At 65.6% G+C, this 16,258-nt stretch carries 18 protein-coding genes and 1 pseudogene; 10 read left to right on the plus strand and 9 right to left on the minus strand.

The window, feature by feature from the left end; translation table 11 throughout:
* Nucleotides 1-153 (minus strand): annotated as a pseudogene (locus tag CC207_RS27715) (two-component sensor histidine kinase); the annotation flags it as partial.
* Nucleotides 154-156: 3 nt separating this feature from the next.
* Entirely contained in the window at nt 157-873 is a 717-nt protein-coding gene (locus tag CC207_RS17760; protein ID WP_088852499.1) for a response regulator transcription factor, read from the minus strand.
* 219 nt (nt 874-1,092) lie between these two features.
* Between CC207_RS17760 and CC207_RS17765 the strand changes: the two genes are divergently transcribed.
* From CC207_RS17765 to CC207_RS17780, 4 genes are all read left to right on the plus strand, one after another.
* Nucleotides 1,093-3,849 carry a response regulator gene (locus tag CC207_RS17765; protein ID WP_088852500.1) on the plus strand — a complete coding sequence of 919 codons (2,757 nt, stop codon included), beginning with the start codon at nt 1,093-1,095 and terminating at the stop codon, nt 3,847-3,849.
* Between the two features lie 68 nt (nt 3,850-3,917).
* Entirely contained in the window at nt 3,918-4,907 is a 990-nt protein-coding gene (locus tag CC207_RS17770) for a 2-hydroxyacid dehydrogenase (RefSeq protein ID WP_062363785.1), read from the plus strand.
* Between the two features lie 31 nt (nt 4,908-4,938).
* The gene (locus tag CC207_RS17775; RefSeq protein WP_088852501.1) at nt 4,939-5,373 is read left to right on the plus strand and encodes a hypothetical protein; all 435 of its coding nucleotides are present in this window, start codon (nt 4,939-4,941) and stop codon (nt 5,371-5,373) included.
* Nucleotides 5,374-5,778, plus strand: coding sequence for an META domain-containing protein (locus tag CC207_RS17780; RefSeq protein ID WP_088852502.1), 405 nt, complete (start codon nt 5,374-5,376; stop codon nt 5,776-5,778). It abuts the gene before it with no gap.
* 34 nt (nt 5,779-5,812) lie between these two features.
* Here the strand turns inward: CC207_RS17780 and CC207_RS17785 are convergent, their stop codons facing one another.
* A complete protein-coding gene (locus CC207_RS17785; RefSeq protein ID WP_028690924.1) occupies nt 5,813-6,280 on the minus strand; it encodes a TlpA disulfide reductase family protein in 468 nt (155 codons plus the stop codon).
* A gap of 86 nt (nt 6,281-6,366) precedes the next feature.
* On the opposite strand from CC207_RS17785, the gene arsC reads away from it, so the two are divergent.
* From arsC to CC207_RS17800, 3 genes are read left to right on the plus strand one after another with little or no spacing between them, the layout of a single operon-like run.
* Entirely contained in the window at nt 6,367-6,720 is a 354-nt protein-coding gene (gene arsC, locus CC207_RS17790) for an arsenate reductase (glutaredoxin) (RefSeq protein ID WP_028690925.1), read from the plus strand.
* Nucleotides 6,717-7,322, plus strand: a complete 606-nt coding sequence (wrbA, locus tag CC207_RS17795) for an NAD(P)H:quinone oxidoreductase (RefSeq protein ID WP_028690926.1) — start codon at nt 6,717-6,719, stop codon at nt 7,320-7,322. The genes arsC and wrbA overlap by 4 nt, the downstream gene beginning before the upstream one ends.
* Nucleotides 7,315-7,728 carry a DUF2069 domain-containing protein gene (locus CC207_RS17800; protein ID WP_028690927.1) on the plus strand — a complete coding sequence of 138 codons (414 nt, stop codon included), beginning with the start codon at nt 7,315-7,317 and terminating at the stop codon, nt 7,726-7,728. The genes wrbA and CC207_RS17800 overlap by 8 nt, the downstream gene beginning before the upstream one ends.
* Before the next feature lie 30 nt (nt 7,729-7,758).
* Here the strand turns inward: CC207_RS17800 and CC207_RS17805 are convergent, their stop codons facing one another.
* Complete coding sequence (locus tag CC207_RS17805; RefSeq protein WP_069017433.1) at nt 7,759-8,430, minus strand: DNA-3-methyladenine glycosylase I; 672 nt, start codon at nt 8,428-8,430, stop codon at nt 7,759-7,761.
* 4 nt (nt 8,431-8,434) lie between these two features.
* Nucleotides 8,435-9,259 carry a tRNA 2-thiocytidine(32) synthetase TtcA gene (ttcA, locus tag CC207_RS17810; RefSeq protein ID WP_011532643.1) on the minus strand — a complete coding sequence of 275 codons (825 nt, stop codon included), beginning with the start codon at nt 9,257-9,259 and terminating at the stop codon, nt 8,435-8,437.
* Nucleotides 9,260-9,522: 263 nt separating this feature from the next.
* Between ttcA and CC207_RS17815 the strand changes: the two genes are divergently transcribed.
* A complete protein-coding gene (locus tag CC207_RS17815) occupies nt 9,523-10,122 on the plus strand; it encodes a Yip1 family protein (protein WP_028690929.1) in 600 nt (199 codons plus the stop codon).
* 140 nt (nt 10,123-10,262) lie between these two features.
* On the plus strand, nt 10,263-10,757 hold the full coding sequence (locus CC207_RS17820; protein WP_028690930.1) for a SprT family zinc-dependent metalloprotease: 495 nt from the start codon (nt 10,263-10,265) through the stop codon (nt 10,755-10,757).
* Between the two features lie 107 nt (nt 10,758-10,864).
* Here the strand turns inward: CC207_RS17820 and CC207_RS17825 are convergent, their stop codons facing one another.
* The 4 genes from CC207_RS17825 to CC207_RS17840 form a co-directional block, all read right to left on the minus strand.
* The gene (locus CC207_RS17825; RefSeq protein ID WP_028690931.1) at nt 10,865-12,187 is read right to left on the minus strand and encodes a dicarboxylate/amino acid:cation symporter; all 1,323 of its coding nucleotides are present in this window, start codon (nt 12,185-12,187) and stop codon (nt 10,865-10,867) included.
* Nucleotides 12,188-12,606: 419 nt separating this feature from the next.
* Entirely contained in the window at nt 12,607-13,947 is a 1,341-nt protein-coding gene (locus tag CC207_RS17830) for an ATP-binding protein (RefSeq protein ID WP_028690932.1), read from the minus strand.
* Nucleotides 13,944-14,621: a response regulator gene (locus CC207_RS17835; protein WP_028690933.1), complete on the minus strand. Its 678-nt coding sequence runs from the start codon at nt 14,619-14,621 to the stop codon at nt 13,944-13,946. The genes CC207_RS17830 and CC207_RS17835 overlap by 4 nt, the downstream gene beginning before the upstream one ends.
* 84 nt (nt 14,622-14,705) lie before the next feature.
* Nucleotides 14,706-15,311, minus strand: coding sequence for an outer membrane protein (locus CC207_RS17840; protein ID WP_028690934.1), 606 nt, complete (start codon nt 15,309-15,311; stop codon nt 14,706-14,708).
* 123 nt (nt 15,312-15,434) lie between these two features.
* Here CC207_RS17840 and CC207_RS17845 point away from each other — a divergent pair, with 123 nt between their 5' ends.
* Nucleotides 15,435-16,226, plus strand: coding sequence for a dienelactone hydrolase family protein (locus CC207_RS17845; protein WP_062363794.1), 792 nt, complete (start codon nt 15,435-15,437; stop codon nt 16,224-16,226).
* The last annotated feature ends 32 nt before the right edge of the window (nt 16,227-16,258 follow it).

Below are 16,258 nucleotides of genomic sequence, written 5' to 3' on the forward strand. Positions count from 1 at the left end.
GTAACCGCGCAGGACCTGCCGCGCCGGCTCGGACAGGAAGGCATCCTGGGTTTCCATGTGCCGGCCCCAACTGTAGCTCAGGCCGATCATCAACAGGCAGAAGCCCACCAGCAGGACGGTGAGTTTCCAGAACAACGAGTGACGGTCGAGCATGGTTCAGTCGGCCTCGCCCACGCCGAACACATAGCCTTTGCCCCACACGGTACGCACCTGCCGCTCGTGGTAGCCGATGGCCTTGAGCTTGCGGCGGATCTGGCTGACGTGCATGTCCAGGCTGCGGTCATGCCGCGAGTAACCGCGCTGCAGGACGTGCTGGTAGAGGAAGGGCTTGCTCAGCACCTCATCCTGGCTGCGGTGCAGGGTGTCGAGCAGGCGGTATTCACTGGGAGTCAGACCGGCACAGGCTCCGGCGAAGCTGACATCGGTGGTCTGCTCGTCGAAATGCAGCTGCCCGGTGTCCGCCTCCCGCGGCGCCCGAGCGCGTCGCTCGAAGGCCACCCGACGCAGGATCGCCTCGATTCGCACGCGCAGCTCGGCAAAGCTGAACGGCTTGGGCAGGTAGTCGTCCGCGCCGCGCTCGAAGCCGCTGATGCGGTCGGCCTCGGCGCCCAGCGCCGACATCAGGATCACCGGCGTGGCGCTGCGCCGACGCAGGCTGACCAGGGCGTCCAGGCCGTTGAGGCCGGGCAGCAGGATGTCCATCAGCACCAAGTCGAACACCTGCCGGCCCGCCGCCTCCAGGCCTTCGAGGGCATCGCGGCACCAGGTCACCTGGAAGCCGCCGCGCTGCAGCTCGTCGTGCAGGTAGGCGCCCAGCACGGGGTCGTCCTCGATGGCGAGGATGTTGGTCGCGCGAATAGCTTCAGGATGCATTGGCAACTGCCATCAATTCTCAATTGCGCGATTATTGGACAAGCGGTCCGAACAAGGCAACCGTCGCCCGACTGGCGCGAGGTCAGAGCGGTCGCACCGGCACTGCCATCTGAGAAAAGCAAAAACCATTACAAATCCTGTGCATTCCCCCTCAGCGCAGAGTAACGTTCCCGCTGATGCGCGAACTGCGCCTTTAACAGCACATGACAGGAGACAGGTGTGCTCGACCGTTTGGGAATCCGCAGCCGCGTCCTGCTGCTGGCCTTGCTGCCCGCCAGCCTGATGGCCCTGGTGCTGGGCAGTTACTTCACCTGGCTGCAACAGAACGACCTGCGTACGCAACTGCTGCAGCGCGGCAAGATGATCGCCGAGCAACTGGCCCCCCTGGCGGCACCGGCCCTCGCCCGCCAGGCCCCGGCGCAACTGGAGCGTATCGCCACCCAGGCGTTGGAGCAGGCCGATGTGCGCGCCGTGGCGTTCCTCGCCGCCGACCGCACGCGCCTGGCCCACGCAGGTCCGAGCATGCTCAACCAGCCGCCCAGCGGCGGCACCGGCACGCAACTGCTGCAACGCACCGGCAACGACGCCACCCGCTACCTGATGCCGGTGTTCGGCCATCACCGCGACCTGGCCACCGACGCCGTTCCCGCCGAGGCCGAGCGCCTGCTCGGCTGGGTGGAGATCGAACTGTCCCACGACGGCACCTTGCTGCGCGGCTACCGCAACCTGTTCACCAGCCTGCTGCTGATCCTCGCCTGCCTGAGCCTGACCGCGCTGCTGGCCCTGCGCATGAGCCGTACCATCAACAACCCGATCAACCGCATCAAGCACGCGGTCAACCAGCTCAAGGACGGGCACCTGGACGAACGCCTGCCGGCCATGGGCAGCCATGAACTCGACGAGCTGGCCGCCGGCATCAACCGCATGGCCGAGACCCTGCACAGCGCCCACGAAGAACTGCAGCACAGCATCGACCAAGCCACCGAGGACGTGCGCCAGAATCTGGAGACCATCGAGATCCAGAACATCGAGCTGGACATGGCGCGCAAGGAGGCCCTGGAGGCCAGCCGGATCAAGTCCGAGTTCCTCGCCAACATGAGCCATGAGATCCGTACCCCGCTCAACGGCATCCTCGGCTTCACCCACCTGTTGCAGAAGAGCGAGCTGACCCCGCGCCAGCTTGACTACCTCGGCACCATCGAGAAGTCCGCCGACAACCTGCTGGGGATCATCAACGAGATCCTCGACTTCTCCAAGATCGAGGCCGGCAAGCTGGTGCTCGATAGCATCCCGCTGAACCTGCGCGACCTGATTCAGGACACCCTGACCATCCTTGCCCCGGCCGCCCACGCCAAGCAGCTGGAGCTGCTCAGCCTGGTCTACCGCGACACGCCGCTGTCGCTGGTGGGCGACCCGCTGCGGCTCAAGCAGATCCTCACCAACCTGGTGAGCAACGCCATCAAGTTTACCCGCGAAGGCACCATCGTCGTACGCGCCATGCTTGAGGACGAGCAGGAAGACAGCGTGCAACTGCGCATTAGCGTTCAGGACACCGGCATCGGCCTCTCGCCCCAGGATGTGCGCACCCTGTTCCAGGCCTTCAGCCAGGCCGACAACTCGTTGTCGCGCCAGCCCGGCGGTACCGGCCTGGGGCTGGTGATCTCCAAGCGCCTGATCGAGCAGATGGGTGGCGAGATCGGTGTCGACAGCACGCCCGGCGAAGGCTCGCAGTTCTGGATCAGCCTCAACCTGCCCAAGGCTCACGACGACGCCGAGGAGCAGCCCGCCCAGGCCCTGCTCGGCCACCGAGTGGCCATCGTCGACAGCCACGACTTGGCACGACAGGCGCTGGAACACCAACTGGAGGACTGCGGCCTGGCGGTCAGCGTGTTCGCGTCCTGCGACCAACTGCTGCAAGGCGCGCAGGCCGCCAGCCAGGCCGGACAACCCTTCGAGTTCGCCGTGCTCGGGGTCAACCTGGGCAGCCTGTCGCCGGAACAGCTGGGCCATTACCACCAGCAGCTTGAGCGCCTAGGCTGCCAGTGCGTGGTGCTCTGCCCGACCACCGAACAGCCGCTCTACCACCCCTACCTGCCCAACGCCCACGGCCAATTGCTGGCCAAGCCGACCTGCACCCGCAAGCTGCGCCGCCTGCTGCTAGAACTGGTGCAACCGCGCCGCCCGGTGTGCGAGCAGCGCAACCACACGGGCCAGCGCATGCCGAAAATCCTCTGCGTCGACGACAACCCGGCCAACCTGCTGCTGGTGCAGACCCTGCTCGAAGGCATGGGCGCCGAGGTGCTGGCGGTGGACAATGGCTACGGCGCGGTACAGGCCGTGCAGGACGAACCGTTCGACCTGGTGCTGATGGATGTGCAGATGCCCGGCATGGATGGCCGCGCCTGCACCGAGCAGATCCGCCAGTGGGAAAGCAGCCAGAGCGGCCCGCCCCTGCCGATCGTGGCCCTCACCGCCCACGCCATGGCCAACGAAAAGCGCGCCCTGCTGCACAGCGGCATGGACGACTACCTGACCAAGCCGATCAGCGAGCGCCAGCTGGCCCAGGTGGTGATGAAGTGGACGGGCCTGAGCCTGGGCGCGCCGCCACCGGAACGCGCCAGCGAACGCCTGGCCGACAGCAGCGAGCTGAAGGTGCTCGACCCGGAGGAAGGCCTGCGTCTGGCTGCCGGCAAGGCGGACTTGGCGGCGGACATGCTGGCCATGCTGCTGGCCTCGCTGGAATCCGACCGCGAAGCCATCCGGGCCGCGCGCAAAGCCGCCGACCGCACAGCGATGATCGAGCGCGTGCACCGGCTAAACGGTGCCTCGCGCTATTGCGGCGTGCCGCAGTTGCGGGCGGCCTGCCAGCGCAGCGAGACCTTGCTCAAGCAGGATAGCCCCCAGGCATTGCAGGCCTTGGACGAACTGGACCAGGCCATCAACCGCTTGGCCGAACAGGCGCGCCAGAGCGCGTAGGCGACACAGGTCAACGCCCAGGCCAACCATTTGGCTAGACTGGTGGCATTTCAGACAGGACCCCAACCATGCGCGCTCTGTTGTTCAGCAGCCAGCACTACGATCAGGAAAGCTTCACCCGCGCCGCCAGCGCGGGGCCCCTGGAGCTGCACTACCAGCCCGCCCGCCTGACTCTCGACACCGCGCCGCTGGCCCAGGGTTTCGAGGTGGTCTGCGCCTTCATCAACGACGAGCTCGACGCCCCGGTGCTGGAACGCCTGGCCGCCGGCGGCACGCGCCTGATCGCCCTGCGCTCGGCCGGCTACAACCATGTCGACCTGGCTGCGGCACAGCGCCTTGGCCTGACCGTGGTCCGCGTCCCGGCCTATTCGCCCCACGCCGTCGCCGAGCACGCCGTGGCCCTGATCCTGGCCCTCAACCGCCGTTTGCACCGGGCCTACAACCGCACTCGCGAGGGCGATTTCACCCTCCACGGACTGACCGGCTTCGACCTGCACGGCAAGACCGTCGGCGTGGTCGGCACCGGCCAGATCGGCGCCGCCTTCGCCCGCATCATGGCCGGCTTCGGCTGCCAGTTGCTGGCCTACGACCCTTATCCCAACCCCGAGCTGGTCGCCCTCGGCGCGCGCTACCTTGAGCTGCCCGAACTGCTGCGCCAGGCACGCATCATCAGCCTGCACTGCCCGCTGACCGAGCACACCCGCCACCTGATCAACGCCCGGAGCCTGGCCCAGCTGCAGCCCGGCGCCATGCTGATCAACACCGGCCGCGGCGCGCTGGTCGATACCCCGGCGCTGATCGACGCGCTCAAGAGCGGCCAGCTCGGCTACTTGGGGCTGGATGTGTATGAAGAGGAGGCACAGCTGTTCTTCGAGGACCGCTCCGACCTGCCGCTGCAGGACGACGTGCTGGCACGCCTGCTGACCTTCCCCAACGTGATCGTCACCGCCCACCAGGCCTTCCTTACCCGCGAGGCCCTGGACGCCATCGCCGCGACCACCCTGGACAACATCAACCGCTGGGCGGCAGGCAATCCGCACAATCTTGTAAACGGTTGATGCTAGGATACGCGGCAATTTTGGAGGACCCATGGTCGAACACGATTTCCGCTACACCCTTTTCAACCCGCAACACACCCTGATCGAGTGCCGCGCACTGGTGCCGGGCCGCTACCAGGTCACCGGCAACGGCGGCTCGATCCAAAAAGGCGACGTCCTGCTGGTCACCCTCAAGGGCAGCAAGGACCTGTCCATGCGACTGACCGTCGAGACCGTGCGCCACCTGATCAACCCGCACGGCCAGTGGGTCGCCGTGGCCCAGGGCCCGGCGTTCAACGAGCTTGAGATCCTCAACTGGCAGGTCAAGTGCGACAGCTGCGACGCGGTGCTGGACTTCGAGTTCGCCAACGACGCCAAGCTAGGCAAGAAGGGCCAGGCCCCGGCCGCCAGCGCGCGCATCCAGGAACTGGGCTGGTCGAGCAAGGGCGACAAGCACCTGTGCCCACAGTGCCGGGAGCGTGGTTGAGTGAAACAGCTGCTGACCGGCGCGCTGATCGCCTGCGGCCTGATGGGCTGCGCCGCACAACCCTCGAAGCTGCAGCAGGAGCAGAGCTACGTGCTGGAGTGGATCGGTGAGCGCCCGCTGATCGACTACAGCCACCTGACGCTGACCCTGGCCAGCGATGGTCGCGCCTACGGCAACGGCGGCTGCAACCACTGGTTCGCGCCCTACACGCTGGAGGGCGAGCGCATCAGCTTCGGCAAGGTTGGCAAGACCCGCAAGCTGTGCGCGCCGGCGCTGATGGAGCAGGAAAAACGCTTCCTGCAGGCGCTGGAAACGGTGCAACGCTGGGATGTGTCGCCGATCGAGCAGATCCGTTTCTGGCCGGTTGAAGGCAAGCCACTGCGGTTCTGGCCAGAGGAAGGCTGAAGTATCTGGGGCCGCTGCGCGGCCCCAAGATCGATCAGGCGCCGCCTTTCAAAGCCCTGATCTTCGCCTGCAGCCCTTCGAGCGTCTGCTCGCCCATCAGTTGCTCACGCACCTTGCCCTTGTCGTCGATGATGTAGGTCACCGGCAGCGCCTCGCTGCGCGGCAGCTCGTAACGCTCGGCCGGGTCCTGGGCCAGCACGGTGAAACCGATGCCCAAGGTATCGGCGGCGGCTTTCAGGTCCGGCCCTTGCAGCCCATCGAAGTTCACCCCCACCACGCGAATGCCCTGGGCCTCCCACTGCTTGGCAGCGGCATTGAGTTCAGGGATTTCCGTGCGGCACGGGCCGCACCATTCGGCCCAGTAGTTGAGCACCAGCCAGTGCCCGTCGATCTGTTCGGCCTTTACCGTGTTGCCGTGCTGGTCCACGCCGTAGTCCGCACCGCAGCCGCCGAGCAACAGGCTCGCGGTGATGGCCAGTGCAGCTGCCAAACGCCTTGCCATGGGTCAATCCTTCTCGAAGTTTTCAAGCATTGAAGTCGGTCGCTGCGGTTAGAATAGCCGCCACACCCAGCTGGATGCGACCCGTCATGACCGATCTGACCCTCTATCATAACCCGCGCTGCTCGAAATCCCGCGGCGCCCTGGAACTGCTCGAGGCACGCGGCCTGACGCCGAACGTCGTGCGCTACCTCGAAACCCCGCCAGACGCCGCCACCCTCGAACAGCTGCTTGGCAAGCTGGGCATCAACGCGCGCCAGCTGCTGCGCACCGGCGAAGACGAATACAAGGCCCTGGAGCTGGCCAACCCAGCCCTGAGCGACGACCAACTGATCAAGGCGATGGTCGAGCATCCCAAGCTGATCGAGCGGCCGATCCTGGTGGCCGGTGACAAGGCCGTGGTCGGCCGCCCACCGGAGAAGGTCCTGGAGATCCTGCCGTGAGCGAACCCTACATCCTGGTGCTGTACTACAGCCGCCACGGCTCGACCAGCGAGATGGCCCGGCATATTGCCCGCGGCGTCGAGATGGCCGGCCTGGAGGCGCGCCTGCGCACCGTGCCGGCGATCTCCACCGAGTGCGAAGCCGTGGCCCCGGACATCCCCGCCAGCGGCGCGCTGTACGCCACCCTCGACGACCTGCGCCACTGCGCGGGCCTGGCCATGGGCAGCCCGACCCGCTTCGGCAACATGGCCGCGCCGCTCAAGTACTTCCTCGACGGCACCAGCAGCCTGTGGCTGGGTGGCGAGCTGGTGGGCAAGCCGGCGGCGGTGTTCACCTCCACCGCCAGCCTGCATGGCGGTCAGGAGACCACCCTGCTGTCGATGCTGCTGCCGCTGATGCACCACGGCATGCTGGTCACCGGCCTGCCCTACAGCGAATCGGCGCTGCTGGAGACCCGTGGCGGCGGCACGCCGTACGGCGCCAGCCACCATGCCGGCGCCGACGGCAAGCGCGAGCTGGACCAACACGAGATCGCCCTGTGCCGCGCGCTCGGACAGCGCCTGGCGAAGACGGCCAAGGCCCTGGGTGGCGAACGTGGCTAGAAAGCCCAAGGTCTTGCCGCCACTGGACTGGCTGGCCCCACGGGTGCGCTTGACCCGCGCCCTGAGCCTGGCCTGCTTCTTCGGCCTGATCGCCCTGCTGGTGGTGAACAACCTGTGGTTCGCCGACCTGCACGGGGCGCGGGTCGAGGTGATCATGGCCATCGAGCTGATCCCCCTGCTGCTGCTGCTGCCGGGCATGCTGATGGGCAGCGCCCGGGCACATGCCTGGACCTGCTTCGTGGTGAACATCTACTTCATCAAGGGCGTGCTGGCGGCGTTCGATCCGGCGCGGGCGCTGTTCGGCTGGGTCGAGGTGCTGGTGAGCCTGGGGTTGTTCGTGGCCGGGCTACTGTATGTGCGCTGGAAGTTTCAGTTCGAGCGGCGCATGGCCGGCGAAGGAAGCTGATTCCGGGGCTGCTTTGCAGCCCCAGCGATCTCAGTGGTTGACGGTATGCGCCAGCATCACCGACAACTGGCACAACGGCCGCCCGCTCTCGGCATGCCACTGGTTGAACGCCTGCTGCACCAGCGCCAGGTCACGCTGACTGGTCGGCGGCTTGTCGATGATCTTCTGCGCGATCAGCGCCGCCGCCATATCGTCGGTGGGAATGAAGGTATCCTTGCCGACCATCCGCAGGAACCGCGGCGCCGACAGCCCGCCCAGCTGGTTGCCATGCTTGGCCAGGTACTTCCACAGCCCGACGATATCGGTCGCTGGCCAGTCGGCGATGAACGCGCCGAAACTGCCCTTCTCCTTGACCACGTCCAGCACCATCTGCGCATTGCGCGGCACGCTCTTGAGCTTGCCCAGGTGGCGGATGATGCGCTCGTCGTGCATCAACCGCTCCAGGTGCTCGGCGCCCATCAGCACCACCTTCTGCGGGTCGAAACCGAAGAACACCTGCTCGAACGCCGGCCACTTGGCGTCCACCAGGCTGTGCTTGAGCCCGGCGCGGAATACGCGCAGGGCCAGGGTCGACAGGTAGCGGTCGTCAGGGATGTCGCGCAGCTGCGCGGGCGTGCGCGGCTGCGGCAGGAAGGCTTCCAGCGCCTGGGCCGAACCGAAGCGGTTCAGGCAGTACTCATGCAACCACTGATAGTCGCGCATGGGCTCAAATGTTCAGCACGTCGAGGAAACGCGGGGTGGCGCTTTCGTCGATCTTCAGGCTGGTGAAGTCGAACAGGTTGCGGTCGGCCAGCTGCGACGGCGCAACGTTCTGCAAGGCGCGGAAGATGCTCTCGGTACGGCCCGGGTGCTTGCGCTCCCACTCCACCAGCATGTCCTTGACCACCTGGCGCTGCAGGTTTTCCTGCGAGCCGCACAGGTTGCATGGGATGATCGGGAATTCCTTCATGTCCGAATAGGCCTGGATGTCCTTCTCGCTGCAGTAGGCCAGCGGGCGGATCACCACGTTGCGGCCGTCGTCGGCGCGCAGCTTCGGCGGCATGCCCTTGAGCGCGCCGTTGAAGAACATGTTGAGGAAGAAGGTCTCGACGATGTCGTCGCGGTGGTGACCCAGGGCCATCTTGGTCGCGCCGATCTCGTCGGCGAAGGTGTACAGGGTGCCGCGACGCAGGCGCGAGCACAGCGAGCAGGTGGTCTTGCCCTCGGGCACCAGCTCCTTGACCACCGAGTAGGTATCCTTCTCGACGATGTGGTACTCGACGCCCAGTTCCTTGAGGTAGGCCGGCAGCACGTGCTCGGGAAAGCCCGGCTGCTTCTGGTCCATGTTCACCGCGACGATGTCGAACTTGATCGGCGCCACCTTCTGCAGGTGCAACAGAACGTCGAGCATGGTGTAGCTGTCCTTGCCGCCGGACAGGCAGACCATGACCTTGTCGCCATCCTCGATCATGTTGTAGTCGGTGATGGCTTCGCCGGCGAGACGACGCAGGCGTTTTTGCAGTTTGTTCTGGTTGACCGAGAGGGTGCCCATAGCGCTTGGATCCGCGAGGTGTGACAAAAGCCGGCTATTTTACGCACAAACCGCACGGTGCAGTAGGTGAATCCGATAAAGACTTCAAGGGAATCAGCACCGCGCCTGACAGCGCGATTTGCTCTAAAAACGCGGTTTTATGCGGGGAACGGCTTCCTATACTGCGACATAAGGCCACATTGGCGCAGCACTTGGTGTCCTGGCCTCGGGCCATAGGCGCTCCATCCGGGGGGCGTTTGGCAACGACGATAGGAGTGACCCGTATGATTCATCACGTTGTTGGGCTGTTCACCCACCCTGACCAGGAGTGGCGGGAGATCCGTGGCGAGGAAGAAAGCATCAGCCACATGTACCTGACGCATACCCTGATCCTGGCGGCGATCCCCGCCGTCTCGGCGTTCATCGGCACCACCCAGGTCGGCTGGGTGATCGGCGAACGGCCGGCGGTGATGCTGACCATGGAAAGCGCGCTGTGGATGAGCATCATGTCGTACCTGGCGATGCTTGCCGGGGTCGCGGTGATGGGCGCCTTCATCCACTGGATGGCGCGCACCTACGACGCCAACCCGAGCATGGCGCAGTGCATCGCCTTCGCCACCTACACCGCCACCCCGCTGTTCATCGGCGGACTCGCGGCGCTGTACCCGCACTTGTGGCTGGGCATGCTGATCGGCACGGCGGCCATCTGCTACACCGTGTACCTGTTGTATGTCGGCTTGCCGACGTTCATGAACATACCGTCGGATGAAGGCTTCCTGTTCTCCAGCTCCGTGCTGGCGGTGGGCCTGGTGGTACTGGTGGCGATCATGGCGGCGACCGTGATCATCTGGGGACTGGGCGTGGGGCCCGTCTACACCAACTGACGCATACCTATCAGATCCAACCAGCACTGGGGCATCACCCGAGGCCGCCGCAAGGCGGCTTCGTTTCGTGTGCCTGACCGGCGGCTCGGCAGCCAGCCTGAGCCTGCGGCATAATACCCGGTCAGGAGAACCATCCCGCCATGCCCGAGCTGCTCAGACAACGCGTCGAAACCTGTTACCAGCAAGCCGAAACCTTCTTCAAACGCCCTTTTCCGCGCCCGCAGGTCAGTTTCAAGCTGCGCGGCCAGAAAGCCGGTGTCGCCCACCTGCACGAGAACCTGCTTCGCTTCAACCTGCAGCTGTACCGCGAGAACCAGGAAGACTTCCTGCGCCAGACCGTGGCCCACGAGGTCGCCCATCTGGTGGCCCACCAGCTGTTCGGTGACCGCATCCAGGCCCATGGCGAGGAGTGGCAGTTGATCATGCGCGGGGTGTACGAGCTGCCGCCGAACCGTTGCCACAACTATGAAGTGCAGCGGCGGGTGGCGACCCGCTACATCTACCGCTGTCCGTGCCCGGAGAGCGACTTTCCGTTCACCGCCCAGCGGCACAAGCTGGTGCGCCAGGGGCGCAGGTACCTGTGCCGGCGGTGTCGGGGGATCCTGGTGTACAGCGGCGAGACCCGGGTCGAGTAGATGCCGGGCCGAACGCCCCCACAGGGGTAGGCGTACTATCCCGGGCATTCTGCCAGTTGGCACAAAAAAGCGACCCGAAGGTCGCCTTTTTGCATTTCACACGTCGATCAACGCGCCGGACCTTCGGCCACGCCCAGGTCGTCGGTCGGACGGGTGTCGACCAGGGGCGAGCCACCGGACGCCAGTTCCGCCTGCAGGGTGTCGGTGTCCAGCTCCTTGACCCACTTGGCCACGACCACGGTGGCCACGGCGTTGCCGATCAGGTTGGTCAGGGCGCGGGCCTCGGACATGAAGCGGTCGATACCCAGGATCAGCGCCAGGCCCGCCACCGGCAGGTGGCCGACGGCCGACAGGGTCGCGGCCAGCACGATGAAGCCGGAACCGGTGACGCCCGCGGCACCTTTGGAGGCCACCAGCAGCACCAGCAGCAGGGTGATCTGGTGGGTGATGTCCATGGTGGTGTCGGTGGCCTGGGCGATGAACACCGCAGCCATGGTCAGGTAGATCGAGGTGCCGTCCAGGTTGAACGAATAGCCGGTCGGGATCACCAGGCCAACCACGGATTTCTTCGCGCCCAGGCGCTCCATCTTGGCCAGCATGCGCGGCAGGGCCGATTCGGACGACGAGGTGCCCAGCACGATCAGCAGTTCTTCACGGATGTAGCGGATCAGCTTGATCACGCTGAAACCGTGGGCGCGGCAGATACCGCCCAGCACCACCAGGATGAATAGCACGCAGGTGATGTAGAAGCAGGCCATCAGGTAGCCCAGCTGCACCAGCGAGCCCACGCCGTATTGGCCGATGGTGAAGGCCATGGCACCGAAGGCGCCGATCGGGGCCAGCTTCATGATCATGTTGATGATGTTGAACATCACATGGGCAAAGCGATCGATCAGGTCGAGCACAGGCTTGCCGTAGCTGCCCAGGCGGTGCAGGGCGAAGCCGAACAGCACCGAGAACATCAGCACTTGCAGGATATCGCCGTTGGCGAAGGCGCCGACCACGGTGTTGGGGATGACGTTGAGCAGGAAGCCCACGGTGGTCTGCTGCGCGCCGGCGGCGGCGTAGGCGGCCACGCTGCTGGCGTTCAGGGTGCTGACGTCGACGTGCATGCCGGCGCCCGGCTGGACCACGTTGACCACGACCAGGCCGATGATCAAGGCGATGGTGGAGACGATCTCGAAGTACAGCAGCGCGTAACCGCCGGTCTTGCCGACCGACTTCATGCTCTGCATGCCGGCGATGCCACTGACCACGGTGCAGAAGATGATCGGGGCAATGACCATCTTGATCAGCTTGACGAAGCCGTCACCCAAGGGTTTGAGGGCTACACCGGTTTCCGGGTAGTAGTGGCCGAGCAGAATACCGATGGTGATGGCGACGATCACCTGGACATACAGCGATTTGTACAGCGGCTGACGAGTCGTCATGGCTAGTTTTTCCTCAAGTGGGCCGGCGCATCCTTCCCAGGATGTCGGGGCACCTGAATCGCGAACCCTCCTGTACCCGGAGGGATTTGTCGTTGTGGGCGAGTGCCTGGGCAGGCCTCTGCCAGCTGAATAGCAAGGGCGATGCCAAAGTGCCCGCTTGAGGTGCACAGCCAATGATTACAGGGTGTGAATGCCCCGGGACGGGGCGCAAAAGCCGGTAGGAAATGGCGGATTTCCGCCCGATGGCGGAAATCGTACAGGGTAGGTTGGCGGGAATCCGCCTCGGAGGTATCCAGTGGGACTTCCCGGTGGGAGCGGGCTTGCCCCGCGATCAGGACCGCGCCGGATGGCACCGGCTTCACCGGTATCGCGGGGCTAGCCCGCTCCCACGCACCGCCCCCTGCACTGGAAAGGCAGAATCAATCGAGCCGGAAAGCGATGCGGAACGCAGCCCCGCCCAACGCCGAATCGCCCAGGCTTAGCTCGGCGTCATAGCTGTCGATGATGTCCTTGACCACCGCCAGCCCGATCCCCTGCCCCGGGTGCTGGCGGTCCAGCCGCTCGCCGCGCTCGAGAATCCGCTCGCGTTGATCCGGTGGCACGCCCGGCCCGTCGTCCTCGACGCACAGCTCCAGCAGCCCCGGCGACTGACGCAGGCTCACCCGCACCTGCCCCAGGCACAACCGGTAGGCGTTTTCCAGCAAGTTACCCAAGAGCTCAAGCAAGGCGCCCTGCTCCATCGGTACCCGCGCCAGGGCCGGGATGTCGAGACTGACCTCGACGCGCTTGTCGCGATAGACCTTGGCCAAAGTGCTGCACAGGCTGTCGAGCAATGGTTTGAGCTCGACCTGGTACTTCACCAGGCCGCTCTTGCGCAGACTGGCGCGCTGCAACTGGTAGTCGATCTGCTGGCTCATGCGCTCGATCTGGCTTTGCAACACCCGCGCCTGTTCGCGGTCGCCCTGCTCCATGCTCTCGCCAACGCCCTGCAGCACCGCCAGCGGGGTCTTGAGGCTGTGGGCCAGGTCGTCGAGCGAGTCGCGGTAGCGCTGGCGCTGCTCGCGCTCGCTGCGCAGCAGGCGGTTGAGCGAACCGGTCAGGCGCAGCAGCTCGCGTGGGTGCTCGCGGCTGAGGCCATCCCGCGCTCCGCTCTCCACGTCGTCCAGCTCGGAGCTGAGCCGGCGCAATGAACGCAGGCCCCAGGTCAGGCCAGCCCAGAGCAGCACCATCAGCGCCAGCAGCGCCGCGCCGAAGCCCAGATAGAGTTTCTCGCGCAGGCCATTGAGGGTGTCCTGGTATTCGCGTACCGGCTGCAGGGCGACGATGCTGAACGCCGCGCTCTTGCCGCCGAGCAGCTTGACCTCGACGTCATAGACGAAGAATTCGTCGCCGTCGTCCTGATGGATACGGGCGAACTCGTTGCCGCGCCCGTCATAGCGGGGGTGGTAGTTGATATTGCGGTTGCGGGTGGCCCGCGACTGCCACACCAGCGTGCCCTGGCGGTCGAAGATATAGCCGAGCAAGCCGGTGTAGGGCAGGTTGTAGCGCTCGTCAGGCAGCAGTGCCGGCATCTGCAACTGGCCGCGCTCGATGCGCGCGGCCGAGATCAGAGTGGTCACATCCGAGGCCAGGCGCTGCTCGATCGATTCCTGCAACGCCAGGCTGAAGGCCTTCTGCAATGCCGGCAGCAGCGCCAGCATGAACAGCAGCGCCAGCAAGGCCGCCGCCAGCATCAGGCGCACCCGCAGCGAACGAATCATCGGCAGCGCTCAGTGAACAGGTAGCCCAGGCCACGCACGGTGTCGATCGGCTTGAAGCCGTTGTCGCCCTCGAGTTTGCGGCGCAGGCGGCCGACCAGCACCTCGATGACGTTCGGGTCGCGCTCCTCGTCGTCCGGGTACAGCTGCTCCATCAGCCGGTCCTTGGCCACCACCTGCTGGTGATGGCGCATGAGGTACTCGAGGATGCGGTATTCGTAGGCGGTCAGCGCCAAGGGCTGCTCGTCCAGGGTCGCCTGCTTGCGGTTGAGGTCGAGCACCAAGGGCCCGGCGGCAATGGTCGACTGGGTGAAGCCGCTGGAGCGGCGCAGCAAGGCGTTCAGGCGGGCTTCCAGCTCTTCGAACTGGAACGGTTTGACCACATAGTCGTCGGCGCCGGCGGCCAGGCCTTCGACCTTGTCCTGCCAGTTGCCGCGGGCGGTGAGGATGAGGATCGGGAAGGTCTGGCCGAGGCTGCGCAGTTGGCGGATCAGGTCCAGCCCGCTCATGCCCGGCAGGCCCAGGTCGATCACCGCCAGGTCGTGGTTGTACTGCTCGGCCTGGTACAAGGCTTCCTCCGCGTTGGCCACCGCCTGCACCACGTGACCGCCTTCGCCCAGGCGGGTGAACAGGTGATGACGCAGCAGCGCCTCGTCCTCGACCACCAGCAATTTCATGCGGATCTCCTTCTATGGGAATGCCCTGTGCAGGCCTTTTCGCGGGTTTACCCGCGAAAAGGCCTGCACAGGATAACAGCGACCTCAGAACTTGTAGGTAGCCGCCAGGTAGGTCTGCGCGCTGCTGGTCAGGCGCAGGGTACCGTCCTTCGGCCCGCCGTGGGCGCCGATCTCGGTGGCGGCGTTGCTGCGCAGGTAACGGTAGCCCAGCTCCACCGAGGTGTTGTCGGTCACTTCCTGGATCACACCGGCCTGCAGGCCGACGGCGTAACCGTAGTCGGTGTCGCGGCGGGCGCCCGGCGAATCCTGGGTCAGCTTGGTCATGCCCAGGCTGCCGCCGCCGAACAGCTTGGTGGTATCGCCCACCGGCAGGAACAGGTCGTAGCTGCCCAGCAGGTTCTCCTGGCGCAGCTTGACGCCGCTGTGGTCGCCCGAGACGTTGTCGTAGGTCACGTAGTAGCGGCCCTGGTCGTTGATCTTGCCCAGGCGCGCGCCCCAGGTGCTGTCCTTGCCGATGATGCCGTCGGCGTTCAGGCCGTCGGTGTTGCGTTGCAGCAGGCCGGACTTGCGCACTTTGTCGCTGGTCTGGCCGTAGGTCAGGCTGGCGAAGTTGTCATCGGCCTGGGCAACGCTGGTGAGGCCGGCTGCGCAAACCGCCATGGCGGCAATCAGGGTGTTGAGGGTTTTCATGGTTCAGTTACTCCGGGTTGGATGCGTTGTTGCTGTCTGGGGGCTAGAGTAGGGAGGGCGCCCTGAACCCCTGCTGAACCCGGCCTGAACCTTGGCTGAACGAACCGAACAAGGAGCTCGACCATGCGTACCCTGCTTGCCCTGGCCTTGTTGTGCAGCGCCAGCCTTGCCCAGGCGGCGGTGCAGACCCGCGAGATTCCCTACCAGGATGCCGACGGCAACCGCCTGATCGGCTACTACGCCTACGACGACGCCCTCGAGGGCAAGCGCCCGGGCGTGGTGGTGGTGCACGAATGGTGGGGGCTGAACGACTACGCCAAACGCCGCGCCCGCGACCTCGCGGCGCTGGGCTACAACGCCCTGGCCATCGATATGTATGGCGACGGCAAGAACACCGAGCACCCGGCCGACGCCCAGGCGTTCATGGCGGCGGCGATGAAGGATCCGAAAGCCGCTGCCCGGCGCTTCGACGCCGGGCTTGAGCTATTGAAGATCCAGCCCAACACCAACAAGCACCAATTGGCGGCCATCGGTTACTGCTTTGGCGGCAAGGTGGTGCTGGATGCGGCGCGCCGGGGCGAGAAGCTCGATGGCGTGGTGAGCTTCCATGGCGCGCTGGTGACCCAGACGCCGGCCAAGCCGGGGGTGATCCGGGCGAAGATCCTGGTGGAGCACGGCGAGGCCGACAGCATGGTCACCCCGGAGCAGGTGGCGGCGTTCAAGGCAGAGATGGATGCGGCCAAGGCCGACTACCAGTTCGTCGGGATTCCGGGGGCCAAGCATGGGTTTACCAACCCGGATGCGGATCGGTTGGGGCATGGGGGGCATGGCGGGCCGGATATCGGCTATGACAAGGCGGCGGATGAAAGCTCTTGGAAGGATATGCAGGCGTTCTTGAAGAGCGCGTTTGACTGAAGGGCCCATCGCGGGGCAAGCCCGCTCCCACG

It is taken from the genome of Pseudomonas sp. DrBHI1 (genome assembly GCF_002205115.1).
GTDB lineage: Bacteria > Pseudomonadota > Gammaproteobacteria > Pseudomonadales > Pseudomonadaceae > Aquipseudomonas > Aquipseudomonas mosselii.

What these genes read in the sequence shown, in the direction of transcription:
- CC207_RS17775 (WP_088852501.1), top strand. Translation starts at nt 4,939, where the DNA reads ATGGTCGAACACGATTTCCGCTACACCCTTTTCAACCCGCAACACACC.
- CC207_RS17825 (WP_028690931.1), bottom strand. Translation starts at nt 12,187, where the DNA reads ATGACGACTCGTCAGCCGCTGTACAAATCGCTGTATGTCCAGGTGATC.
- CC207_RS17815 (WP_028690929.1), top strand. Translation starts at nt 9,523, where the DNA reads ATGATTCATCACGTTGTTGGGCTGTTCACCCACCCTGACCAGGAGTGG.
- CC207_RS17845 (WP_062363794.1), top strand. Translation starts at nt 15,435, where the DNA reads ATGCGTACCCTGCTTGCCCTGGCCTTGTTGTGCAGCGCCAGCCTTGCC.
- CC207_RS17785 (WP_028690924.1), bottom strand. Translation starts at nt 6,280, where the DNA reads ATGGCAAGGCGTTTGGCAGCTGCACTGGCCATCACCGCGAGCCTGTTG.
- ttcA (WP_011532643.1), bottom strand. Translation starts at nt 9,259, where the DNA reads ATGGGCACCCTCTCGGTCAACCAGAACAAACTGCAAAAACGCCTGCGT.
- CC207_RS17835 (WP_028690933.1), bottom strand. Translation starts at nt 14,621, where the DNA reads ATGAAATTGCTGGTGGTCGAGGACGAGGCGCTGCTGCGTCATCACCTG.
- CC207_RS17840 (WP_028690934.1), bottom strand. Translation starts at nt 15,311, where the DNA reads ATGAAAACCCTCAACACCCTGATTGCCGCCATGGCGGTTTGCGCAGCC.
- arsC (WP_028690925.1), top strand. Translation starts at nt 6,367, where the DNA reads ATGACCGATCTGACCCTCTATCATAACCCGCGCTGCTCGAAATCCCGC.
- CC207_RS17770 (WP_062363785.1), top strand. Translation starts at nt 3,918, where the DNA reads ATGCGCGCTCTGTTGTTCAGCAGCCAGCACTACGATCAGGAAAGCTTC.
- CC207_RS17820 (WP_028690930.1), top strand. Translation starts at nt 10,263, where the DNA reads ATGCCCGAGCTGCTCAGACAACGCGTCGAAACCTGTTACCAGCAAGCC.
- CC207_RS17760 (WP_088852499.1), bottom strand. Translation starts at nt 873, where the DNA reads ATGCATCCTGAAGCTATTCGCGCGACCAACATCCTCGCCATCGAGGAC.
- CC207_RS17805 (WP_069017433.1), bottom strand. Translation starts at nt 8,430, where the DNA reads ATGCGCGACTATCAGTGGTTGCATGAGTACTGCCTGAACCGCTTCGGT.
- CC207_RS17830 (WP_028690932.1), bottom strand. Translation starts at nt 13,947, where the DNA reads ATGATTCGTTCGCTGCGGGTGCGCCTGATGCTGGCGGCGGCCTTGCTG.